Source organism: Treponema parvum (assembly GCF_017893945.1).
GTDB classification, from domain to species: domain Bacteria; phylum Spirochaetota; class Spirochaetia; order Treponematales; family Treponemataceae; genus Treponema_D; species Treponema_D parvum_A.
Genome location: NZ_CP054257.1, coordinates 2,392,679 through 2,417,303, shown reverse-complemented (window position 1 = coordinate 2,417,303; position 24,625 = coordinate 2,392,679). Strand labels below are relative to the sequence as shown.

The 24,625-nt window shown below is 41.0% G+C and carries 22 protein-coding genes; 6 read left to right on the top strand and 16 right to left on the bottom strand.

All coding sequences use genetic code 11. The features are described from left to right. Positions 1-4 precede the first annotated feature (4 nt). Genes HRI96_RS10745 through HRI96_RS10735 form a run of 3 tightly spaced genes read left to right on the top strand, consistent with a single transcriptional unit; the run spans position 5 to position 4,013 of the window. Complete coding sequence (locus HRI96_RS10745; protein WP_210117349.1) at positions 5-1,492, top strand: tripartite tricarboxylate transporter permease; 1,488 nt, start codon at positions 5-7, stop codon at positions 1,490-1,492. Between the two features lie 3 nt (positions 1,493-1,495). After that, positions 1,496-2,899, top strand: a complete 1,404-nt coding sequence (locus tag HRI96_RS10740; RefSeq protein WP_210117348.1) for a sulfatase family protein — start codon at positions 1,496-1,498, stop codon at positions 2,897-2,899. Positions 2,900-2,909: 10 nt separating this feature from the next. Then, positions 2,910-4,013, top strand: coding sequence for a GntR family transcriptional regulator (locus HRI96_RS10735; RefSeq protein ID WP_210117347.1), 1,104 nt, complete (start codon positions 2,910-2,912; stop codon positions 4,011-4,013). Positions 4,014-4,273: 260 nt separating this feature from the next. On the opposite strand, the gene HRI96_RS10730 is transcribed toward HRI96_RS10735, so the two are convergent. The 16 genes from HRI96_RS10730 to HRI96_RS10655 form a co-directional block, all read right to left on the bottom strand. Then, positions 4,274-5,008, bottom strand: a complete 735-nt coding sequence (locus HRI96_RS10730; protein WP_210117346.1) for a GntR family transcriptional regulator — start codon at positions 5,006-5,008, stop codon at positions 4,274-4,276. A gap of 40 nt (positions 5,009-5,048) precedes the next feature. Then, positions 5,049-5,942, bottom strand: a complete 894-nt coding sequence (alsK, locus tag HRI96_RS10725; protein ID WP_210117345.1) for an allose kinase — start codon at positions 5,940-5,942, stop codon at positions 5,049-5,051. A 5-nt stretch (positions 5,943-5,947) separates the two neighbouring features. Next, the gene (locus HRI96_RS10720; RefSeq protein ID WP_210117344.1) at positions 5,948-6,940 is read right to left on the bottom strand and encodes a ketose-bisphosphate aldolase; all 993 of its coding nucleotides are present in this window, start codon (positions 6,938-6,940) and stop codon (positions 5,948-5,950) included. Then, a complete protein-coding gene (locus tag HRI96_RS10715; protein ID WP_210117343.1) occupies positions 6,941-8,155 on the bottom strand; it encodes a diphosphate--fructose-6-phosphate 1-phosphotransferase in 1,215 nt (404 codons plus the stop codon). It abuts the gene before it with no gap. A gap of 17 nt (positions 8,156-8,172) precedes the next feature. Next, on the bottom strand, positions 8,173-9,144 hold the full coding sequence (locus HRI96_RS10710) for an ABC transporter permease (protein WP_256729334.1): 972 nt from the start codon (positions 9,142-9,144) through the stop codon (positions 8,173-8,175). A 26-nt stretch (positions 9,145-9,170) separates the two neighbouring features. Further along, positions 9,171-10,661, bottom strand: a complete 1,491-nt coding sequence (locus HRI96_RS10705) for a sugar ABC transporter ATP-binding protein (RefSeq protein ID WP_210117341.1) — start codon at positions 10,659-10,661, stop codon at positions 9,171-9,173. 130 nt (positions 10,662-10,791) lie between these two features. Next, positions 10,792-11,772: a sugar ABC transporter substrate-binding protein gene (locus tag HRI96_RS10700; RefSeq protein WP_210117340.1), complete on the bottom strand. Its 981-nt coding sequence runs from the start codon at positions 11,770-11,772 to the stop codon at positions 10,792-10,794. A 334-nt stretch (positions 11,773-12,106) separates the two neighbouring features. Further along, the gene (locus HRI96_RS10695) at positions 12,107-14,044 is read right to left on the bottom strand and encodes an FAD-dependent oxidoreductase (protein WP_210117339.1); all 1,938 of its coding nucleotides are present in this window, start codon (positions 14,042-14,044) and stop codon (positions 12,107-12,109) included. Continuing rightward, positions 14,045-14,812, bottom strand: a complete 768-nt coding sequence (locus HRI96_RS10690; RefSeq protein WP_210117338.1) for a 3-ketoacyl-ACP reductase — start codon at positions 14,810-14,812, stop codon at positions 14,045-14,047. Positions 14,813-14,821: 9 nt separating this feature from the next. Further along, the gene (locus HRI96_RS10685; protein ID WP_210117337.1) at positions 14,822-16,174 is read right to left on the bottom strand and encodes an oxidoreductase; all 1,353 of its coding nucleotides are present in this window, start codon (positions 16,172-16,174) and stop codon (positions 14,822-14,824) included. A gap of 19 nt (positions 16,175-16,193) precedes the next feature. After that, positions 16,194-16,562 carry a cupin domain-containing protein gene (locus HRI96_RS10680; RefSeq protein ID WP_256729231.1) on the bottom strand — a complete coding sequence of 123 codons (369 nt, stop codon included), beginning with the start codon at positions 16,560-16,562 and terminating at the stop codon, positions 16,194-16,196. A 64-nt stretch (positions 16,563-16,626) separates the two neighbouring features. Continuing rightward, complete coding sequence (locus HRI96_RS10675; RefSeq protein ID WP_256729230.1) at positions 16,627-17,340, bottom strand: ABC transporter ATP-binding protein; 714 nt, start codon at positions 17,338-17,340, stop codon at positions 16,627-16,629. Beyond that, on the bottom strand, positions 17,337-18,101 hold the full coding sequence (locus tag HRI96_RS10670) for an ABC transporter ATP-binding protein (protein WP_210117335.1): 765 nt from the start codon (positions 18,099-18,101) through the stop codon (positions 17,337-17,339). Before HRI96_RS10670 ends, HRI96_RS10675 begins: the two co-directional genes overlap by 4 nt. Then, on the bottom strand, positions 18,102-18,971 hold the full coding sequence (locus HRI96_RS10665; protein WP_210117334.1) for a branched-chain amino acid ABC transporter permease: 870 nt from the start codon (positions 18,969-18,971) through the stop codon (positions 18,102-18,104). A 9-nt stretch (positions 18,972-18,980) separates the two neighbouring features. Next, entirely contained in the window at positions 18,981-19,853 is an 873-nt protein-coding gene (locus tag HRI96_RS10660) for a branched-chain amino acid ABC transporter permease (RefSeq protein WP_210117333.1), read from the bottom strand. A gap of 186 nt (positions 19,854-20,039) precedes the next feature. Further along, positions 20,040-21,191 (bottom strand): ABC transporter substrate-binding protein, encoded by a 1,152-nt coding sequence (locus HRI96_RS10655; RefSeq protein ID WP_210117332.1) that lies wholly within the window; start codon positions 21,189-21,191, stop codon positions 20,040-20,042. A gap of 303 nt (positions 21,192-21,494) precedes the next feature. Between HRI96_RS10655 and HRI96_RS10650 the strand changes: the two genes are divergently transcribed. The 3 genes from HRI96_RS10650 to HRI96_RS10640 all read left to right on the top strand — a co-directional run bounded on the left by HRI96_RS10650 (position 21,495) and on the right by HRI96_RS10640 (position 24,625). After that, positions 21,495-22,463: a tripartite tricarboxylate transporter substrate binding protein gene (locus tag HRI96_RS10650; RefSeq protein WP_210117331.1), complete on the top strand. Its 969-nt coding sequence runs from the start codon at positions 21,495-21,497 to the stop codon at positions 22,461-22,463. Positions 22,464-22,636: 173 nt separating this feature from the next. After that, positions 22,637-23,104 carry a tripartite tricarboxylate transporter TctB family protein gene (locus HRI96_RS10645; protein WP_210117330.1) on the top strand — a complete coding sequence of 156 codons (468 nt, stop codon included), beginning with the start codon at positions 22,637-22,639 and terminating at the stop codon, positions 23,102-23,104. 15 nt (positions 23,105-23,119) lie between these two features. Continuing rightward, positions 23,120-24,625 (top strand): tripartite tricarboxylate transporter permease, encoded by a 1,506-nt coding sequence (locus HRI96_RS10640; RefSeq protein WP_210117329.1) that lies wholly within the window; start codon positions 23,120-23,122, stop codon positions 24,623-24,625.

Genomic DNA, 24,625 nt, shown 5'->3' with positions numbered 1-24,625 from the left:
TAAAATGGATCTGTTTATACAAGGATTTAAAGTTTTTTTTAACATCCCGAATTTTATATGGATGAATATAGGACTTTTATTGGGTGTCATTTTCGGGGCAATCCCCGGCCTTACCGTAATATTGTGCATAGTTTTATTCTTACCTCTCACTTATACGATGGGTCCGATCGAATCCTTTATGTTTTTGCTCGGCATTTATTGCGCCGGAGGCTACGGCGGTTCTATATCCGCCATTCTCATTAAGACTCCCGGTACTCCGCACGCCGCCGCTACCATGATTGACGGATATCCCATGTCGCAGCGCGGACAAGGCAGAAAGGCGTTGAATATTGCGCTCCACGCTTCCACGTTCGGCGGATTTTTTTCAGCCTTCGCTCTTTTATTTTTTGCTCCCCAGTTTGCAAAATTTGCTCAAAAGATGGGCACGCCCGAATATTTTTTAGTCTGCCTTTTCGGCCTTACGATCATCGCGGGAGTTTCAGGCAAAAGTCTGGTAAAGGGTATAATTTCAGGCGCTTTGGGACTTTTTATTTCTTCAGTGGGACTTGACCCCGTGACCGGACAGCCGCGCTATATTTTCGGTAATATAAATTTGTATTCGGGATTTGATATTGTTATATGTTTGATCGGAATTTTCGCTTTGAGCGAAATACTTGCACGCGGTAAACGAGAAGAAATTCTTAAAGCCGACGCAAAAATTCTTAAACAGGACAAGGGTAAGATCAGCAAAGCCGAATATAAACTGATGGCGCTTCCATCGCTTATTTCAGCGGCGATCGGTGTGATTATCGGAATTATTCCCGGAACGGGAGCTACCATGGCTTCGTTTTTCAGTTATAACAACGCAAAAAACATGTCCAAAACTCCTGAAAAATTCGGCGACGGAGCGATCGAAGGGATTGCCGCTGCAGAGACGGCGAATAATGCTGTTACCGGCGCCACTTTGATTCCGCTTCTTACGATGGGAATACCGGGCGACGGCTGCGTTGCGATTATGCTGGGCGCTTTGATGGTACACAATTTGACTCCCGGGCCTAACTTGTTTGTAGAACACGGCGTTACAATGTATGCGATCATGATAGGATTGTTGTTCGTCAACTTGTTCATGTTCCTGCAGGGAAGATACTTGACGGGCGTTTTTGCCAAAGTTATCAACATTCCTCTTGCAATACTGACGCCTATCATAGTCATGTTCTGTTTTGCAGGCGCATTCAGCGTAAACACTTCCACGATAGACATTTTTATTTCTCTTTGTTTTGCGCTTTTGGCCTACGTTCTTATAAAAGTCGATTTTCCGACCATTCCCATTTTGCTGGGACTGGTACTGGGCGACATAACCGAAGAAAATTTCAGACGGAGCTTGGTTTTGTCAGACGGCTCGTCGAAAATCTTTGCTTCAAGCCCAATATGCCTCGCTTTTATAGCTTTAATAGCGCTTACGCTTGTAATCGTTATTTACGGTAAAATTAGAGATTTCAAAAAGGACAATTAAAAAATGGATAAAAAATATAACATAGTATTTTATTTTTCGGATCAGCAGAGAGCCGATACCTGCGGGTGCTACGGGCAACAACTTGACATAACTCCGAATCTTGACCGGTTTGCGCAGGAGGGTGTTCTGTTTGAAAACGCCTTTACGCCGCAGCCCGTATGCGGACCTTGCAGGGCGATATTTCAGACGGGGCTTTATGCCACTTCCACGGGATGCTTTAGAAACAACAAGATGCTTCCCATAAATTTTAAAACCGTCGCCAACTATATGGAAGGCGCGGGATATGAAACGGCCTACGTAGGTAAGTGGCACCTTGCCAGCGAAGGGGCTCTTGAAAGCAAGCCTGTAATAGATTATCAGACAAAGGCGATCCCTCCCGAACTCAGGGGCGGATATACCGGCTTTTGGCGGACAAGCGATGTGCTTGAATTTACTTCTAACGGTGAAGGAGGCTTTGTCTTTGATGAAAACATGCAAAAGCACGAATTCAAAGGTTACCGCTGCAGCTGCATCACCGATTACGCCCTTGAATTTTTAGAGCAATATAAAAAAGACAAACATAAACCGTTTTTTTTAACGGTAAGCCATATCGAACCTCATCATCAGAACAACGCCAATCACTATCAGGGCCCTGCCGGCAGCAAAGAAAAATACAAAAACTTTATTCCGCCGGAAGATTTAAAAGCCATTCCCGGCGGGGATTGGCAGGAAGAATATCCGGACTACTTGGGCGCTTGTAATTCCGTGGATGAAAATTTCGGGCGCGTTATTGCAAAGCTTAAGGAAATAGGCGTTTACGACGATACCGTCATTATTTACACTTCCGATCACGGGTCTCATTTTAGGACGCGGAATAAGGACGCTAATTTAAACGGGCACGACGATTACAAGAGAACTTGCCATGAGTCTGCAATCCATATACCTTTGGTAATTTCCGGGGGGCCGTTCAAGTGCAAAGGGAAAAGGATAAAAGAGCTTGTTTCCACCGTTTCCATTCCCAAAACCATAGTTACTCTTGCAGGACTTGACGTGGACAACTATATGGACGGAGAGCGGCTTCAGGATTTGGCTATGGGAAAGACGGGCGAATTAAAAGACGGCGAACCGAAGGGACGGCATGCGCGAAAAAACGAAGTGTTTTTACAGATAAGCGAGAGCCGCGTCGGACGATGTGTAAGGACTCCTGATTGGAAATATTCCGTCGTCGCTCCTAATTTAAACGGCGGAGAAAAAGGCGGAAGCGATTACTATGTGGACGATTTTTTGTATGATTTAAAGGCCGATCCTTATGAGCTTAACAACCTTGCGCATAATAAAGATTATGTTAATATTAAGAGCGAGCTTAGGAAAAAATTGATCGGTTGGATCAAAGACGTTGAAGGACTTGAAGTAAATATCGGAGATTGAGCGCAGCTCCATGAAGACGCGAATCAAACATTTGGTCGTTTATGAATATTTAAAGATTTATATCGACCAAAATAAATTCTCTTCAAATACGAAGCTTCCGAGCGAAACTTTTTTGACGCATAAATTTTCCGTCTGCCGTGAAACCGTCAGACGGGCCATTAAGGTGTTGGCGGATAAGGGGCTTGTTTATTCGATAAGAGGAGGCGGCACTTATTTTGACAGAGCTAAGGCCGTATCCTTTGAAGACAATAAAAAAGGCGACAGGTATTTAATTTCTTTGATAATACAAGGATATGACCGGGAAGCCAATTCCGCGCTGATAAAAGCTGCAAAATCCATGCTAAACACCCATAACGCCGACATAAGGTTGTTTTATACCGACAACAAGATCGCAAACGAGCGCAATTGCCTTGAGTTTTGCAAAACCGGATTCGACGGCATGATAATAGACGGAGTGAAAGCGAATATAGTAAACCCGAATCTGGACGTCTATGCTTCGCTGTACGCTAAAAACATTCCGTTCATATTCTACAACAACTATTATTCGGGTACTAATTATCCCAAGATAATTATAGACGATATGGAATGTGCAGATTTGCTTGTAAAAGAGCTTGTCGATAACGGGCACAGATATATATGCGGCATATTCTTATACGATAATTACCAGGGTATAATGAAATACCAAGGGTATATAAAAGCCGTCTTAAAATACAATGCGGTTTTCGACGATAAATATGTGAAATTTTTGATTTCCGACAATATTGACAGAGGGACAGGCGTTGAAAGAATCATTTGGAATTTTCTTAAATCCATACCCCGCTGCAGCGCAATAGTATGCTGCAATATAATGATCTACAAAGCGATTAAAACAGTTCTGGCAAAGCATAAACTTTCAATTCCCGAAAATTATTCGGTTGTGTGTTTCGACTATTCGGCGAACGATTATGAAAGTGAAAACATAACTTGTTCTCTGCATCCCGGAACAGAAATAGGCCGTCTGCTCGGTACGACCATTATTGAAATGATAAAAAATCCGAACTATAAGTCAAAAGACTATTCCTGCCTTTTAAAACCCCGAATTTATAAAGGCACCTCCATAAGGAACATAACGTAAAGCGTTCGGGAAGCCGGATTTTTGGTTTGCTGCCGGTCGCAGCGTCGTGTTTAGCAGGCCGCTGTCTCTGTTATGGGCTTTACCGTTGCGCAGGAAACTTCGCTCTTTACCGCACTGTCATGCGTCGGTCAACTGCCGACGGCCGATGATTGGTCGATTGTCCGGTCAGCTTATGAGCGAAACCGCTTCGAAAAAGTTTTCGCCGTAGTCTTCTTTCGTGCGAATTCTGAAAGGAGTCGAAGGATTGTGATAAGCCTAGTTTATGCCTGCAATTCTGTCGTAAGATAGTAGCTGTCTCCACGATAATATCCTTGAAGAAATTCTCCTGGACGTCCGTCTTCTGTATATGACACCCGCTCTATAAATATCAATGCATTGTTATGTGGTATATCAAGTTGTTTTGCTAGTTTGGAATTTGCATTTATTGCAAATATTTTTTGTCGGGCGTGTGCCCATTGGATATTGTATGTATCTTTTAAAAATTTTCTCAGTGATTCTACAGAAAAGTCATGATTAGGGACATCCGGACATGATGCTAATTCAAGATAAGCACTTTCTATGCACATTGGTATGTCATTTGCATACCGAAGACGATAAACGTGAGCAAGCTTTGTTCCTTCAGGAAGGTTGAGTGCTTTTGCAATTTGCATAGTAGCGGAGATAACTTCATTGTGAATCATTTTTGTGTAAGTCTTTATCCCTTTTTTCCTCATTTCTTCGGAAAAATGCAAGACCCTCTGCATAGTTTGTTCTACTTTTTTATTTTGAACACATGTTCCATATCCTCGTTTTTTTACTATGAGTCCGTCATTTAACAACATATCCATCGCTTTACGCACTGTGATACGGCTTATTTTATATTGTTCCATTATTTCGGTTTCAGTAGGCAAGAGCGTACCAGGAGGGTATTCTCCGTTTTTTATTTTTTCATAAAATTTATCGTATAACTGAAAATATAACTGTGTTCTCCCGCTAAAATCCAAATCTTTTTCCATAACAAATACCAAACTACTTTATTATTCTCAAAATATTAAATTAATGCAATATATTTTGGGCATGAATCACCGCTCCGATAACGCCTGCTTCTGCATCGCTGCTGGCGAATAAAAATTCTAGAGAATCTCTAGGATACGGAATTCTTAAATGTGATTTAATGCGTGAAATTAATAGTTCTTTTGGAAAATTTTCCATATTAATCAAGCCTCCACCAAGTATTATACAGTATGGATCAATAATTCCTATTTCAGTTGCAATGGCTGTTGCAAAACATTCGATCACTTCAACTATTTCAGGTGACTCGCCGTGTAATTTAAAGATTTCTTTGATAGGACAATGGAAAAAGTCGGAAGCAAACTGTTCAAGTACACGTCCGGAAGCCTTGGTCTCAACACAGCCTTTTTTTCCACATTTGCAAAATTCGGTATTACTATAAAGCGGTATGTGTCCTAACTCACAAGCTGCACCAGAATTTCCTACATATATCTTTCCGTCGATACTGATAGAATTTCCGACACCTGTTCCTAAAAAAAATCCGGTAATTATACCTCTTAAAGGCAGTTTGTTTTTGTAAATTTCATATAATAAAAGTATATTTACATCTTTTTCTAATATAACCGGAAAAGAAAATTCTTTTTCAAGTTCTGACTTAAAGGCAATATTGTCAAAACCATCAATCATCGGCGAGGAATATATGTAAGTACGATCACGATCCATTAATGACGCTAGGGCAAAAGTTACAGCCGTAATATTTTTTACTGTAGATTTTTTAATTAAGTCACGTATAATGGATGAAAAAAAACTGATCTTATTTTGTGCCTTGGATAGCCGGTCGGTTGGTAAGCGATCGAATGACATTAATTTAAGATCCTCGCGGACTATCCCAAAGCGTATATTTGTTCCTCCGACTTCAAATGAAATAAATGATTTCATGTTTTTTAATCCTTTATTTCCGATTTTCCGGAGCTTCCCAAGATATCTATCTTATGCTCGTATATAGAAGCTAAAATAGGGCGGATTTTAAGCATAAAGACTCGACTATCTATAGCATCTCTGTTTTCTGCAAGGATTTTTCTCGTAAGAGCCAAAGCTGCGATCCATCCGTCTGAGGCAATATTTACTTTGCAAACTGCTTTTTTTGCCGCTTCAGAGACTTGATCTTCCGGAATTCCTACGGCTTCTTTTACCTCTCCGCCATATGTATTGATCATGTCAATGAATTCTTTTTTTATTGCAGACGCTCCATGTAAAACAATGGGGAACCCTGGTAGAAGATGTTCTATTTCATCAAGAATGTCAAATCTTAACTTGGGCAAAGTGCCGTCAGGATTATACTTCATCTTTACAAGTCCATGCGCAGTGCCGATCGCTATTGCCAAACAATCAACGTGAGTTTCATCTACGAAGCGTTTAACGGACAAGGGATCCGTATATTGCATCATATTTTGTCCGGATTCTTTTTCGGATGATTCTTCTACACCGCATAGAGCACCAAGTTCTCCTTCTACAGAAACGTTATGGGCATGTGCATAAGTAACTACTTTTTTTGTAAGTTCTATATTCGCTTCGAGAGATAACGCGCTTCCGTCTATCATTACAGATGAAAACCCGTTTTCAATGGCATAGACACATTGTTCAAATGTTTTTCCATGGTCAAGATGCAGGGCTATTTCACTGTTTATTCCGGAATTTCTTATACGGTCGGCAGCACATTGTGCTAATCTTGCGATCATTTCAGGCCCCAGTTGACTATGTAAATTTGGCGATACAAGAAGCATGACAGGAGATTTTTTGTTAATAACAGCATCACAGATGGCATTAAGCTGTTCGATGGAAATAAAATTCAACGCAGGGACAGCATATTTCCCTATATAAGCTCTTTCCATCATTTTATTGATATTAACTAACCCCAGATCTTGGTATTTATACATTCAAGAACCCCCTATTATTTTTTTGTTGTTCAATTTGGCATATAACGGCATTTTTCCTATTAAAGGACATATATAATCTAGAAATGACTCTTTGATAAAGTTTCCAGCGTCATTTATATATGACAACGGCAATGGATGTCCGCCGTTGATTGCATTTTCAATCGGAATGGTGTCAAAAACAGCAGTATATGGATATGAAGAAAGACGTTTGACATATACTATTTTTCTATTTTCGCCTGCCAAGGCTAAAAAAACAGCTTGTTCCCCTAAGTCTGAAGCTTCTTTAACATCTATGGAAGAAACAAGATGGCTTGAACATCTTTGCATTAACCCAAGATCAATACCCCTTATTTTACAAGGGAAGTTGTTTTTTAGTTGATCGGTCAAATAAGGCGTTATCCCCCCCATAGACAGTTCGGGGTGGAGTAGGTTTTTATTGCTGTATTCAAAAAGATATTTATTATGCTCATCTTTTACACCTTCGGCGACAACAGCAATGCATTTACCTCTTTTTTTCAAAATTCTTTGTATGTCATTAAAAAAATTTGAAATAGAGAATTTATGTTCCGGGACATAAATAAGGTCGGGGCCGTATCCACAATGTTTGGCTGCTATGGTGGAAGCTGCTAACCAACCTGTTTTTCTACCCATCACTTCAATTACAGCAATAATATTAGTATCATAAGTTTCTATGTCATGAATAAGTTCTGTAATTGAAATATTTACATGTCGGGCGGTTGACGGAAATCCCGGAGCATGATCGATACCGTCTATATCATTGTCTACCGTTTTAGGAATAAATATCACAGAACATGAGATATTTTCTTTTTTTAAATATAGGGACAATTCATTGCATGCACGCAAAGATCCGTCCCCGCCATTATAAAAGATATGATGGATGTTATGTTTTTTGATGGTTTTAATTATTTCATCATATTGTTTGTATCCTTTTGGGCTATCTTCAATTCTATACCTTGATGAGCCGAAAATCATAGACGGTGTGTTTTTTAACCTTTTTAGAGTTGTCTTTGATATATTGGAAGTATCATATAATAATCCATTTACGAGTCCGTAATTGCCATTCAAAACTGCATATAAATTTCCGACAGAAGCTCCTTTATCCCTCCAGCTTTTTATAACTCCATAAGCCGAAGAATTAATAACTGCGGTCGGTCCTCCTGATTGTATATAAAGAGCATTAGGTTTTATTGACATAAATCCATTATCTCCAATTAACTTTTTTTTGCATGGTTCATAGTTTTTAAAGCTTCAAGCATAACTACAATCAAAACAAGCAAGCCTTGTATAAACTGTTGATAGTATGCAGAAACACCCAACAGATCCAATGCATTTGTTATCAATCCAACGATAATTACACCAAGAAAGGTGCCAAAGATTTTTCCTTTTCCGCCATAGGTAACACTTGTTCCTCCTATTACGGCTGCCATAATAGCACGCATTTCCAAAGCATTACCTAGTGTAGAAGGTGCAGAATTGGTTCTGGATATGAAGATCAATCCTGCAATAGTAGAAAATACTGCACAAGCTATGTAAGAGAAAAAAAGGATATGTGTGTTTTTTATGCCGGCCACACGTGCCGCCTCGGGATTTCCCCCTACGGCATATATGCTTCGCCCTGTAATTGTATTTTTCATAAACCAGCTGGCTGCCAAATACAATAGGATTATGATTGCTGCCGGCAAGGGTATTATATCAAATAACATCCCTTGTCCAAGAAATTGAAAACTTATTGGAAGGCCGGTCAAAGTCTTACCTCTTGATAAGACAGTTTGTAATCCCCTCGTCATGTTCATCATAGCAAGCGTAGCTATCATAGGAGGGATTTTCATAATACCGATAGAAAAAGCGTTTACCATTCCACAAATGACGGCAATCAAAATACATAAAAATAATGCTAGAGGCCAATACAAACCGTTTTTCATCAAGGATGCGGCAATCCATGCGCACATAGCCATAACACCGCCTACAGAAATGTCTATTCCGCCTGTTATAATGACAATTGTCATACCTATTGCGGTTATACCTTGAAGAGATACGTTTTGTAAAATATTCATCATATTACGAGTCTGCAAAAAATAAGGTGAGATAATCGGCATAAAAACAAAAAAGGCTATAATTATGCATAATCTCATTGCATCGTCGGCTACAGTTTTTTTTATCTTTTGAAAATAATTTTTTATCATCTTTGTCACATCCTTGGCGGATTTTATTATCCGAGCATCTTTAGAAGATCGTTTTTTGTTATTGATAACGAATCGACACAATTTATTATAATTCCCTTATGTAAAATAAGTATTTTTGAACAGTTTGAAAGGAGTTCTTCAATTTCTGAAGAAAAGATAAGTACGGAAATACCTTCTTTTGCATATTTGCGAAGTATTTTGTATATTTCCGATTTCGCAAGAACATCAACGCCTCTAGTAGGTTCGTCAAGTAAAAATAACCTTGGTTTGCTTGCAAGACATTTTGCCAAAACTACTTTTTGTTGGTTTCCCCCGGATAAGGCAAAAACAGGCTGTTCTATACCAGACATTTTTATTAACATCGTCTCGGCGATATCTTGTGCAAATTTTTTTTGTTTTGTTAAATTTATTTTAATGCCCTTTTTCAATTTTTTAATTATGGATAGAGTTATATTTTCACGGACGGATAAAAGAGGAATAAATCCTTCATTTTTTCGTTCTTCTGTGAGTAATGCTACTTTGTTTTTAAGCATAATATTCGGGGTCGGGGTCTTTATTAATTTTCCGTCAATGTAAATATTCCCGCTTGTAAACGAGTCTAGTCCAAAAATTGCTCTGGCTATTTCTGTTTTTCCCGCGCCCAGAAGCCCGCAAACACCGACGATATCTCCTTTGTTTATTGAAAAAGAAATATTACTAAATTTGCCTTTACTATTAAGATTTTCGACTTTAAGGATGGGCTCCCCATGGAAAGTTTTTTCAAAAGGTTTAAACGTGGATTGCATTACTTTTACGCCCATCATAGCTTGAACAAGGTCTTCTTTAGAATATTCTCCTCTTGTAAATTCTCCGTTTACCGTACCGTCCTTTAAAACCGTTACACGATCCGATAAATGCATTACGTCTTCAAGGAAATGAGAAATAAAAATTATAGATACATTTTTATTTTTTAAACGGCATATTATTTCAAAAAATTTTTGTTTTTCGTTTTCGGTAAGGCTTGAGGTCGGCTCATCCAAAACAACTATCTTTGCATTTCTTGTAAGAGTCTTTAGAATTTCGATTATCTGTTTTTCTGCCGTTCTAAGTTTTCTTACAGGAGTATCGGGATTAAGATCTATACCCATCTTATTTAGAAGATCTGTGGCATTTTTAGATGTTTGCTTTTGATCATATAGCCCGTAAGGAGTTTTTGCCCAATTACCTATAAACATGTTTTCTGCAACAGTCATGTCAGGACACATGTTCAACTCTTGATGTACAAAGGCAAGCCCGTACCGTTCGGAATCTTTGGGATCCTTGATTTTAACAGTTTTTCCAAAGAGTATAATATTCCCCGCATCCTGATGATATATTCCGTTAAGAATCTTTATAAGTGTACTTTTGCCTGCCCCGTTAGCGCCCATTAATGAATGGATTTCTCCTTGACGAAGTGAAAAATTTACTTTATTCAGTATAAGATTTCCGGAAAATGAGATAGATATGTCTTTCATGTGAACTATTACGGAATCCGGCATATTTGCTTCCTTAAAAAAATAAACGCTGGTCGCTTTGCGATCGTGCCTAGCGACCGCGTTTAAATTTTTTTCATTACCCTACCTGGCGGTATGCATATTCTAGATAAAATGAAGTATATTCCCGTTACATTTATTTATTTTCCATTGAAGATGCACCCCAAAGAGCACCTTTTTCCTTTAGAGATTTGAGATTCTCTTTTGTAACTATATTACCCAGAATCAGTATATTTTTTTGAACGGATTTTCCGTCAAGGTTATCTTTGATAGCTTGAACTGCTGAAGCTGCCCACGCGTATGGGTCCAGCCCGTAAGTTGCATCAATGTTGCCGACCAAGACCTGATCCAACCCGTATCCGTCTCCATCTACGGAATATACATTTACATGTTTAGGATCGTCGATAGGAAACAACTTGCCTTTCTCTGCTAAAGCGGTCATAACAGACGGAAGTATATAATCAGTACAGCTAAAGATAGCATTAATGTCGGGATTTGCCTGGAGATAATTAGTTACTGCCCCAAGGACGACTTCCGCATCCATCTCAGTCGCTGATTCCGCAACGACTTTAACATTTTTCGCATTTTTTATGGCCGCCTTAAAACCTTCCGTTCTATTTACAGTAGCGGATGAAGATAACGGACCGCCTACGATAAGTACGCGACCATCTTTGTTTCCAATGGTTTTAAGATATTTTTCACCCAATAATTTGCCTATAAGCAAGTTGTCGGCTTCAACAGTCGCCAAAGAGTATCCGGCAACTTGACGGTCGATTGCTATTACAGGAATTTTTTGCGCCTGCGCTTTATTCATCAAAGTGGAAACGGCCTGACCGTCTATTGGTGTAATTGCAAGACCTTTTAGACCTTTTAACATTGCATTATCAATTTGTGAAATTTGATTTTCCAGATTATCATTCGGATCTAAAATTTCAGCTGACAATCCGTATTCGGCAGCCTTAGCAAGGAAACCTTGACTGGCCGCCGTCCAAATTGGAGCGCTAAGGCCGGGAATGGAATAGGCGACTTTTATGGCCTCCGACTTTGTTTCTTTTGTGCCTCCTGCAAAAGCGAAGCTCAACAAAAGGCAGAAAAATACTGTAAAACTTTTCTTCATATGGCCTCCTAGTTTATTATAACGTCATTTTGTTGTATTATTATAATGTTATAATAAATGCTAAATTTAAAATAGCATGCGCTGTTGCATCTGTCAAGTTTAAATTTTCATTTGAACCCAATACATGGTTATTTTATTAGACGATTTCTGGTTTTTAAATAAAGATTAAAATTTAAAATTCGAACAAAATATTAATTTTGGCAGTAGCTGAATTTGTGCGTAAAAGCGCACATATAATAATCAATATTTTAGCGCCCCTGTCAAACCCCAAAATTTATAAAGGCACTTCCGTAAGGAACATAACGTAAAGCGTTCGGTGATGCCGGCAGGAGCCCTAAAACACGCATTTGTCGCTTCTATAGCGGGCCCAAACGTTTTCAAAAAAGTCGTCGTTTTCGGGTATCGGACGGGGAGGCCGTCTTGAAAAAACGACCTTGCTTGCCGCCTCGTCGGTTCCTAAAACGAGACTTGCCTCTTGTATTACGGAAGGTTCCCTTTCGTCTTCGAGATTGTAAATAAATCTGTTGTCAAGGTTTACAGGATGAATTTTGCCGCGGGGATCGGAATAAAGAGACGACCCCCTGCTTTCCCCGCCGTTTTCAAGATAGTCGAGCATTGAAGCAAGGTATACCTTTTGCGTTAAAAGGGCGTTCCTGAATTCGAATAATATCCATATTTGAGATTTTCGGTCGACTTTAAATGTCTTGAAATTTTCAAGGGAAAGGCAGACAAATTTAAGCGCTTCGCGGATTGCATCGGCGCTCCTTATCGCCGAACCTGAAAGGCTCATTCTTTGCTTGGCGTTTTCGTAAGCTTCCCGGGCGTCGGATGAACCGCTCAAGGCGTCCGAAAGCAAGACGGAAACATCGCGAATTTGATCGTCAAGACCTTTTGTATCGCATTCCCAATCGCCGGTTCTTTTTGCCAATATCCATGCAGCCGCTCGTCTTGAACCGCACTGGCCGGCATTTAATGCGCTTCCGCCGGGCCTGTAGACGCCGTGACTGGCTGCGCATTCGCCTACAGGAAATATTCCTTCGACATTAGACTGCCACCAGGCGTCAATCGAAAGGCCCCCGTTATTGTGCTGCGCCGATAAAGAAATTTCAAGATATTCTTTTTCAAGGTCTACGCCCTTATCAAGATAAAAATTGTAGGCCGGTTCGTTTAGCTTTCTGAGCCGCTTAACGGGAGTATCCTCCGTCGCTCCGGAAGATTCAAGGTAGCTTCTCGCTTCTTCGGAAAGTTCTTTCCACGGAATTTCTTTGCCGTCGGGATTGTGAGTGTAATCCAGGTAGACCTTTCTGCCTTTTTCAATTTCAAGGTGGCAAAGCATATCTATGATTGAAGATCCTTTTTCAAGCTTTCTTATGTCAAAAGGCCATTGATAACCTTTTAAAAAGACCCTTGAAAGCATTTCGGGTCTTGAATACGGATAGTCGGATAAAAAATCGTATTCGTTATTGTTTTTATCTACCGACACAAACCTAGGTAAGACCTGCATATACGAACCTGAAACATTCCATCTGGGCTTTACGGAAGCAAGTCCGTATTGCCATTCCGTAAGATTTTTTCCCTTGCAACCCGCTTCAAAAGCTATTCCCGTGGCGCCGTACTGGCTTTCAGGATATACGCTCATAGAATAAATTCCCGCAGGTCCTCCTGTGGCAAGCACAAGGGAGCGGCAAAATATTACGGAGAGTTCCGCCGTCTTTCGGCTTAAGACGACGATTCCTTTGACTTGGTTGTTTTTTACGAGGATTTTTACGCACTGAAGGCCGTCGGCTATTTCAATGCTGTCTGCAAGGACGGCTTTTTCAAGACATTCGGTCATAAACTTTGAAGTGTACGGGCCTGCGGAAGTGGCTCTTCTGAACGGATCGTGGTCGGTTTTATAACCGATGTATTCGCCGTATCTGTTTTGCGGAAACGGAACGCCCATGTCTGCAAGGCGAAGAAAGGAAGGAGCGGACAGAGATGCTTCGCAAAGAGCTATATCGCCGTCGACGCATCTTCCTTTAAAAAGATCGCCTGCCAGAGCTCTTATGCTGTCCAAATCGGATCCTGCAAGGGACAATTTATAATATGTTTGTTTGTCCGATCCCGTATTCCTGCTTGTTCCCGCCCTTATACTTTCCGTTACCAAAACTATGTCTTTTGCGCCGCCTTTATGTAAAAGGTCTGCCGCATTAAATCCTGCAGCCCCGCTTCCCAATATTACAGTTTCGACGCGATACGCTTTAAGGTTTGAAATTGTTCCGCATGCTTTCATTTAAAGCCTCTTTATGTGAAAGCCTCCGTCGACATCCACGTAGTTTCCGGTTGTGTAAAGAAAATGGTCGTCGGCAAATGCCGAAACTGCCGCGGCGATATCTTCCGGGCTGCCCCATCTCGCGATAGGGAAAAGACCGTCCCCTATGAGTTTGTCATATTTTTCGGTAACTGCTAAAGTCATATCCGTAGCTATCACTCCCGGCCGTATTTCATGAACCAGGATACCCTCTTTTGCAAGTCTGTCTGCGTATAATGTAGTGAGCATGCTCACTCCGGCTTTGGAAACGCAGTATTCTCCGCGCGATATTGAAGAAACTTCTGCAGAACACGAGGATATGTTTATGATAGTTCCTCTTTTTTTTCCAAGAATTTCCTGCTTTAACATTTGCTTTGCGACGGCCTGCGTGAGGAACATAGTGCCTTTTGTGTTTATGCCGATAACTCTGTCAAAACTTTCTTCCGTCATTTCAAGCAGATCGGATCTTACAAGAGGCGCTACGCCTGCATTGTTTACAAGAACGTCTATTCTGCCGAAGGCGTCGACGGCCTCTCTTACTATCCTAAGCCGGTCGTCACGGTCGGCTATGTTAGCCCTGACATATGCCCATTTTGTTTTATCCGCCGTGAGAGTATCCATGTTTTCCTGATTTTTTTCTTTAGAACCGGTTGCAACGATAACAACATTAAAACCGTCTTTACCGAGCTTTCTTGCAATCGCGAAACCGATTCCGCGGCTTGCTCCGGTTATTACTGCCGTTTTTTTCATAAAACTCCTTTATCCCCTGAAATTGGAAGGGAGAGATTTTTTTTCTTCAATGAATTCTTTATAGAATGGCATATATGTTTTACTGTCTCTTATGACGCAGCCTGTAGGCTTGTGGGAGCGGATAAGGTCGCCGCACTTGCCGCAGGTAAGACAGACTCTCTTGGGGTCGATTCTTCCTTTTTTTACGATTTCATTTGCAAAATCCGGATCCGCAAATGCCATCCTGCCGAAAAGAAATCCGTCGCAAACGCCCTGTTCAACCGCTCCCGCCGCGTAAAGATCGGCATATTCTCTAAGATAAGTGGGCGCCGAACCTAAGACTGCCATGTCTGGAACGGTCTTTTTTATTTCATGTGTGCCGATTAGAATGCGGTAAAGGCCTTCAAAAGGATGCTCGTCCGGAGGATATTTACCGGCGTCGAAAGGGCGCGTAACATGGGTTGTCGCATAGGGATTGCCCATAGTTATGTTTACAAGGCTTAAGCCGAGATCTTCGTGAAGTTCCTTTATAAGCCGTTTGGGCTCCGTCAAATCTATCGATCCGTCGGCTCTTTGTCCGAATCCTATTGATCCTGATGGATATCCGTCATAAATTCCTATTCTGGATGTGATCATAAAAGTATCGTCTTCATACGCCTTTGCCGCTTTGATCGAATTTTTAAGGAGCCTTGCGCGGTTTTCGTAAGAACCTCCGTATTCTCCGGGACGGTCATACGCTGCAATTACTTCCTGAAAAAGGTATCCGTGGCAGGATTTAATGTCCACTGCGTCAAAGCCCGCTTTTTTTGCCAACAGCGCGGATTTTCCGAATTTTTCTTCAAGCTGTTTAAGATAATCATCGGAAACTATACAATCGTCGTTCGCCGCTCTAAAGGACTCAAGCCAAGCGTTGCGTTGTGCGATGAGAGGAGAAGGTTTATTGTCGGGATTTGAATAACGTCCTGAATGATTGGCCTGCATTACAAGATACGGGTAAAATCCGTTTGCTTTAAGCCCCGCTTCCTTTACTTTTTCATTCATCTGTTTAAAATCGTCAAGCGTTTTTTCCGTAAGAAGAAGCTGTGTTTTTGAAGAGCGTCCTTCTTCTACGATTGAGATCGCTTCGTACCATATGACGGCGACGCCTCCGACGGCTTCGTTTGTGTATCGTCGTTCAGTATAATCGGTAGGCCTCCCGTCGGGAGTGGAATCGGCGCCTTCCATCGGAGCTATGCCCAGTCTGTTATGCAGCGTTATGTTTTTGATTTTTAGAGGTTCGCCTAGGATTTTTGTGTCGCGGGCAAAAGGAATGTCGATCCCAAGCTCCTTACATTTTGCCTTTATCTCTTCGAGGGATTTATAATGAAATTTTTCATGTTTCATACTTTTCATCCTTGTTTGATCAGGATTTTATTTCTTTAGCCCAGTGATCCGCGACTATCTGCGGTGCATAAACGAACATCATAAGCATTTTTTCTTTCCCGGTATTTACAAGGCTGTGTTTTTGCCATGCTTCCATAAAGACGTATTGCCCCTTTTTGATCGGCAGCGTTACTCCGTCAACGGTTATCTCTCCTTCTCCTTCTAGGATTGTATAAGACTCAACTGTTTTGTGATTATGCTCGGGAATTGATCCTCCCGGAAAGATTTCAACAAAACCCTGACAAAATTTTTGCCCTTTTATTGCGCCGTTTTGCCCGATCATTACATGCGTCCTTCTTCCCGTAGGAAATTCCATAAAAGGTATGTCTTCAAAGTTCTTTATTTCCACTTTATACCCCATCGGTCATGCCACAGAGCGGTACACTCTGCGGTGCGTAAACGAACATTGCATTTTATCCCCCGAGATACGCTTTTCTGACTTCGTCGGAGTTTAAAAGTTCTTTACCCGTGCCTGAAAGTTTTATTTTTCCGTTTTCAAGCACGTAGGCATAGTCGCAGATAGAAAGAGCTTTTTTTGCGTTTTGTTCGACTAACAGAACGGTTATTCCCGATTCTCGTATCTTTACGATTAAATCATAAATTTGATTTACTATTATGGGTGCAAGCCCCATTGAAGGCTCATCTAAAAGAAGGATTTTCGGGTGCGACATCAAACCTCTGCATACGGCAAGCATTTGCTGTTCTCCTCCGGAAAGAGTTCCCGCAAACTGGTGTTTGCGTTCTTTCAGGATGGGAAAAAGTTCATATTGCTTTTGTAAGTCTTCTTTTATGATCTTTTTGTCCGAAAGATATGCGCCTACAAGAAGATTGTCTTCTATTGTGAGCCCGGAAAATGTCTTTCGCCCTTCGGGAACATGGATAATTCCTTTACTTACGATTTTGTAAGCTCTTTTGGGGAGTTTCTCATTTTCAAAATAAACGGAACCGCGTAACGGCTTTACAAGGCCGCTTATGGATTTTAACAGAGTAGACTTTCCTGCCCCGTTCGCTCCGATAATGGAACAGATCTGACCTTTTTTTACTTTTATGCTTACGTCTTTTAAAGCTTCTACGTGACCGTAGTTTACAGAAAGGCCTTCTACGTTCAGCATTATGTGATCATTCATTCTTCCGCCCCCAAATATGCTTCAATCACTGCCGGATCGTGCCTAACTTCATCTGCGGTTCCAACAGCGATAGTCTGTCCGAAATTTTGCACATGTATAAGATCGGATATCGACATGACAAGATCCAGCCTATGTTCTATCAGTAATATTGCGAATCCGAAATCAAGAGAAATCTTTTTTATAAGCTCGGTAAGTTCAGTTACTTCGGTCGGGGTAAGACCTGCCGCCGGTTCGTCAAGAAGAAGCACCTTCGGCTCACACATAAGAGCTCTTGCGATTTCGATCTTTCGTTGGCTGCCGTAAGAAAGATTTTCAGGTTTTTCATTTTTTTTGTCCGCCATTCCGACAACTTCAAGGTATCTTTGAGCAAGCTGCCGGCCCCTTTTTTCTTCCTTGTGTCTGGCGGGGGTAGGAAGAAGACCTCCGACAATTGAATACTTGCTTTGAGGATCAAAGGCGCATAAAACGTTTTCTTCGATAGTCAGACCTTTAAAAATTCTTATGTTTTGAAAGGTTCTGCCCATCCCTAGTCTCGTTATTTTGTATTGGGGAAGTTTTGTTATGTCCTGTCCGTCAAGGATCACTTGTCCGCTGTCGGCTTGATACACACCTGAAATGGTATTGAATACGGTCGTTTTTCCTGCGCCGTTAGGACCGATAATACCGTGGATCTGACCTGGATCGGCTTTTAGGGAAAAATCTATGATGGCTTTAACGCCGCCGAAATTCTTACTTATGTGTTTTATTTCCAGTAATGCCATTTAATCTCTTTCCTTATTTTTTGTGGATTTTTTGAAGAGTCTTTTTAGATTATTACGGCTGAGTTCCCATTCTCCGAAAATTCCATTGGGTTTAAAATTCAGTATGAGCAGCACAAGGATGGCGTAAACAATATACCTATATTTGTTTAGACTTTGCATGTATTGCGGCAAAAAAGTTAAAAAGGCTCCTCCGAAAATTGATCCGGTAAGGCTGTTTACTCCGCCGAAAAATACCATGATTACCCAATCAGCCGATTTTTTCCATCCGAAGTCTGTGGGTCCTACATAGCCTACGTAAAAAGCATATAAACAGCCTGCAAAAGCGGTCATGGCGCAGGACAAAAGAAAGGCGATCATTTTTACTTTTGGAGCGTTTATACCCATGGCTTTCGCTGCAAGTTCATCACTCTTTATTGCAATGCATTGTCTGCCGTATTTGCTGTTTTTAAACCATGCGGTAATGCTGATTGCAGCTATCGCCGCTACAAGGGTAAACCACACATTCACCTTTCTGGGAACTCCTATAAGACCGAACGCCCCGCCGGTGTATTGGCTAAGCTGCAGTATGAGCTGAGCTATCGATTCGCCGAAGCCCAGCGTTACTAGGGAAATATAATCCCTTCTCAGTCTTACAACGGGGAAGCCTATTATAAAGCCTACGCACACGGAAAAGGCGATGGCAATGATAAACGCAAGGTACATGCTGATGCCGAGTCTTAAAACCAAAAGTCCCGATACATAGGCGCCTATGGCCATAAAGGCCGCCGATCCTAGGGAAAACATGCCTGTAAGTCCGGTGAGTATGTTAATCCCGCAGACGGATACGAGCGTGATACATACCTGTGTAAGAACATAAAGAAATAACCGCATAATTCCCCCTTACGCTTTTTCCTGAACATTGCTGCCGGCGATGCCTTGAGGTCTTACGAGCAAAAAGACAAGCATTACGGCAAACGATGCAATCGTCGCCCATCCGGAGCCGATCGTGCTGAGAAACACGGCTTCCATTATTCCTAAAAGCATTGCGCCGATTACGGCCCCTGTAAGACTTCCAAGTCCTCCGATGACAGAGGCGATAAAACCTTTTACAACGAGGGAGCCTAGAGTTGAGGTAAGTGTATATTTAATTCCGAGAAAGCATCCTGCCAATCCGCCGAATATGCCGGAAATAACAAAAACAATTTGGATTATAAGAGTTGCATTTATGCCCATAAGTTCCGAAGTGTTGCGGTCAAAAGACACGGCGCGGATAGCTCTTCCTATGCGGGTTTTTTGAATTACAAGAGCAAGCGTTATGAGAGCGCCCGCACTTATTACCAACATTAGAATATTTTCCTTGGAAACCACGGCGTTTAATATTTTTACGGAAGCTTCTTTGAAAAAATTCGGATACACATAAAAATTGGTCCCCGTCTTAAGAGTAACAAGACCCTCGTATAAGGTACCGAGTGTGATCGATGATACAAAAAAATATGTTGACGGAGAATGATTTTTTAAAAGAGTTCTAAAACCTATAAATTCGCCTATAACACTGATAACAGCGCCGGACAAGGCGGAACCTATTAGAGAGGGAACAAGACCTAGTCCCTTGGATGACACAAGAAAATAGGCGATAAAAGCCGAAGCCGTCATAGTAGCGCCGTAAGAAAAATTTGAAAATTTAAGTATGTTGAATACAAGCGCGAAGCCTATGGCAATTAAAGCGTATACTGTTCCGGTTGAAATACCGTTGGTCATAACCTGAAACGACATAATATTTTCCTCAAAAAACTATACGTGAAAAAACAAAACTTTTTGCGTCTTATGGCGGAAGTCCAACCGGTTGCCCCACGGGTTGATACCGATTAGACTCTGTATTTTTCCAACCGGAGGTCGGCGTAACGTTCAACTCCGGTTGGTTTTTGCTATCCGTGTTTGCAAATTGCAAGACGGATAATTTTATTTTGACGCAGGATATTTTTGAAGCATTACAGGCTTTATTCCGTCGTATTTATACATAAACATGGGAGTTCCGAGTACTGGCATGTGTGTTGCAGGATCCATCTTTATTGTGCCGGTAAGGCCATCATACTGAGCCGTAGAAAGCGCCTTAGCGACATCGGCTCCCTTTGTGCCTACCTGTGCCATCACTTTTGCGGCCATACGCATGGAATCATATCCTAGGAAATATTTGTTCGGTGCTCCTACGTCGGAACATCTTTCCGCAATTGTTTTTGCGGTTTCGGCTTCGTATACATCAATATTGTTTATGTAGTAAACGTTGGAACAATCCGAGCCCACTTGTTTATTGAATGCAGGAGAGCCGTCCAGTCCTGAAATGATAGCCCCCTTGTAGCCGAGTTCATCGCAAGCCTTTTTTATAAGAACAAGAGGAGCCGGGTAATTGGGACAATATATGGCGTCTACGCCCGCCTTAATGATAGGTTGGATGAGAGTTTTTATATCGGTTTCGGAAGAGTTATACCCGATGATGTTTTTATTTTCAATCGTGGCGCCTTTCGCCCTTGCAGTGTCTACAAACGGGCTAAGTAGAGAGACAGAATACGAATTGTCCTGAGTATAAAAAACACCGAATTTTTTAAAACCGTTTTGAATGGCAAATTCAGCCATAATTTGTCCTTGAACGACGGTTGAAGGCTGAGCACAGAAAAGATATTCGTAGATTTTACCGTTATTATCCGTATAACATTTAGGATCGACGGCAAAAGTGATCATGGGAACACCGTAAGAAGCCGTAGTTGCTTTAATCCCTGATACAATGTTTGCTATGGGCGGGCCGAAAAGAAAATCTACCTGATCGACGGTCACCGCTCTGATATAAGCTGCAATAGCCGTGTCCACGTTTGCCGCCGTATCGTATTCGATGTACTTTACCTGTTTGCCGGCAATACCGCCTGAAGCGTTAATGTCCGCAATGGCGTCTTCAACCCCTTTTTGAACGGATTTGCCGAGAGTCGCAGTTGCGCCTGTTGTGTCCTGAATAATACCGATCGTGACGGTTCCGGATGACGTACCTTGTTCTTTGCCGCCTGCAGCAAAGACAACCGTTGCCGCAGTGAAGGCAAACAGGATTGTAAGGATTTTTTTCATTTTTTTTCTCCTAAAAATTTCGGCCGATAGCCGTAATACACTCTGCAAACGTTTGCAGAGTGTATTTCATTTTATACCCTCATTTTAAAAATTGTCAATCTTAAAATGAAAATTTTCAATAAAATCTGTAAAGAATCACCGGGAAACTGATGGTGTAACCGCATATTGGAAATAAATGATTTTATAATAGGGTTTATGTTCGATTTATGATTGAAAGATCAAAAAAATAAAAAAAATAGTTGTTTTATTTGAATTTGTGTTATAAGGTTTTATTAAGTTCTAAATAATAAGGAGGAGGACGGTATGAAAAAAATTCATATTTTAATGTTTTATGCTTTGATTTGTTCGGCTTTAGTATTTGCGTCGGGGACAAGTGAAAACAAGGGGAGCGCGGAAGCCGATTATCCTGTAAATGCAATCCAATTTATTGTTCCGTTTCCGCTTGGCGGATCTACGGGTACGATTGCTCAGTCCTTTGTTCGTTTTCTTGACAAGGAATACTCCGTCGATGTTGTGTTAAATAGCGTGACCGGTTCAGGAGGTTCCGTAGGCGCAAGACAGGTTTTGAATTCCAAGGCGGACGGATACAATTTTCTCATTGCGGTTCCGGGTTTTGCTGTTCAAAGAGTTTTGCAAAATTTGGATTTTACATTTAGAGATTTTGAAGTGGTGGCGGCATTTGCTTCGTCGGAGCAAGTCTTAGTAGTAAAAAAAGATTCCCCATATAATTCATTTTCGGAACTTATTGCCGATGCAAAAGCAAATCCTGGAAAAGTAAAATTCGGAGCGCCTATGGGAACATCGTTATTTATGGGAGTTCTTGCAATGCAGCAGGAATTGGGCGTTAAATTCAATATAATCGATATAGGCGGCGTTTCCGTAAAAGCACCCGAACTTATGAGCGGCCGTGTTGACGCTTATTTTGATTCAACTGCAAAAACCATCCCGTATATAAATTCAAATGAATTTAAAGCTATAGGCGTTTGGGGCCCCGAAAGAAGCGAATTTCTTCCCGATGTTCAAATTTTAAAGGAATCCGGATTTAATACTCTTTTGGAAGAAGTCATCGGCGTGTGGGCGCCGAAAGGAACTCCGCAGAAGGCAATTGATTCTATGAATGCCGCAATCAAAAAAATTTGCGAAGACGCGGCATTTAAAGAAGAGATGAAAAAGATTTATACGAAGGTGTCTTATAAAAATACGGCGGATTATAAATTGTTCCTTGAAAATTACGAAGCCGATGTCAGAAAAAACGCGACATTTATAAAATAAAAGCTTTTTCTATGCTGTAATAATATGCGGTTAAAATTAAAAAAGATTAAGCACGATTAATTTTGACCGCTAAGCTCGTGTAAATTTACGCACATACGGCAGCTGCTCACGCATACATTAATGCGGCGGTTGCAGATACAATAGAATGGGTGTACACAAGAGGTAACAAAACAATGGAATATATTTTTATCGGCATAATTGCCGTTTTTTCAATCTTATTTTTAAAAGAATCAATGTCATACGGAGTTGCGTCCTTTGATACTTCAGGCGGTCCGGGACTTTTCCCAAAGTATATTATTGTTTTGCTTTTGATTACCGTCTTGTGCTATGCGGTTTGGAAAATTTTAAAAAAGGATAAGACAAAATTCGAATTTGCAAGTTTGTTTTTAAAAGAAAGAGGCGTAGTTCTGTTGAGTTTGGTATTATATTTGGCCCTTTTGCAGGTATTGGGTTTTACGGTCTCAACGATATTGTTTTTGTGTTTTACCACTAATTTTTTGTATTATAAAAATAATGCGACCATTGGAACAAAAAAAGGTATAATTTTCAGGGTTCTTTTTTCCGTAGCGGCCGCCTTTTTTGTGCGTTTTATATTTGTCGGTTTAATGCATGTTATCCTGCCGAAAGGCCTCTTGTTCTAAAATAAGGAGACGATTGTGAATTTTATTGTCAATATAGTGTGTATGTCCTTTGCTGTTTTCTACGGGATCATATTCGGAGCGATTCCCGGTCTTACTTCAAGCGTTGCTGTAGCATTGCTTATTCCCCTCACATTCGGCATGGATCCTACGCTGGCAATCAATGTGCTTATTGCCGTTTATGTAGGCGGCGTTTCAGGCGGGCTGATATCCGCAATACTTTTAAGAATACCGGGTACGCCTTCTTCCATCATGACTACCTTTGACGGTTATCCCATGGCGCAATCTGGCAGAGCAGGAATTGCGCTCGGTCTGGCGATAATCTCGTCTTTTATAGGAGGAATATTCAGCTCCGTTATGTTGCTGTTTTTATCACCGCTGCTTGCAAAGATAACCATCGCATTTAGCCCGTTCGATTATTTCGGAATCACCGTATTTTCATTAAGTCTTGTAAGCATGTTAATAGACGGGAATCCTTTAAAAGGGCTGATTGCTACTCTGCTGGGCATTTTGTTTTCATTTTTCGGTACCAGTCCCATAGACGGCAGAGCCAGATTCACTTTTGGAAATCATGATTTGGATAACGGTTTCAATGTTATTACCGTGATAATCGGCGTATTTGCAATTTCGGAAATGCTCTCGCAGGTAGGGAATATTTCTCAAAAAAACCGTAAAGCAATAGAATTTTCTAAAAAGGACGGATTTTTTCCGAAACTCAAAGAAATGAAATATCTTACAAGAACTTTTTTACGATCAAGCGTGATCGGAACGATAATTGGTATACTTCCTGGATTGAGCGGCCCGGAAGCAGCTTTAATTTCATATTCACAGGCGAAAAGAACTTCTAAAGAACCGGAAAAATTTGGCAAAGGCAGTATGGAAGGGCTTGCCGCGTCGGAAACGTCGAATAATGCCGTTTCAGGCGGAGCTCTGATTCCCATGCTTGCCCTTGGCATACCGGGTAATGCCGTAACAGCGATCATCATGGGCGGACTTACCTTGCACGGCGTAGAAGTCGGTCCTCTTTTGTTTGGCGCCAACCCTGAACTTATCAGAAACATCATCATAGGAATATTTATTGCGAATGTTCTCATGCTGATTATAGAATCTTTTGCCATAAAAGGATTTGTAAAGATACTGGCGATTCCAAAGTATTTTCTTTATCCGCTCATAATTGTATTTTGTGTTGTCGGCGTAAGCAGCGTAAATAACCGTTCGTTTGACTGCTGGGGAATGCTGTTTTTCGGAATTCTGGGTTATGTTTTGGAAAAAAATAAATATCCTTTGGGGCCTTTGATTCTAGGCTTTATATTGGGTTCGATAATTGAACTGAATTTCCGCAGATCGATTATGGCCTTCGGTTCTTTAAGTTCGGTTTTGACAAACAATGTTTTTAGAGCAGGGACGGTGTTTTTGATTCTTGCAATAATAATTCCTGTTTTAAATGCAAGGTACAATAAAAAAGCAAAAAAGAGAAACGATATATTGAATGTCGCCAAGGCGGATATCGATCAAGGTGAATAA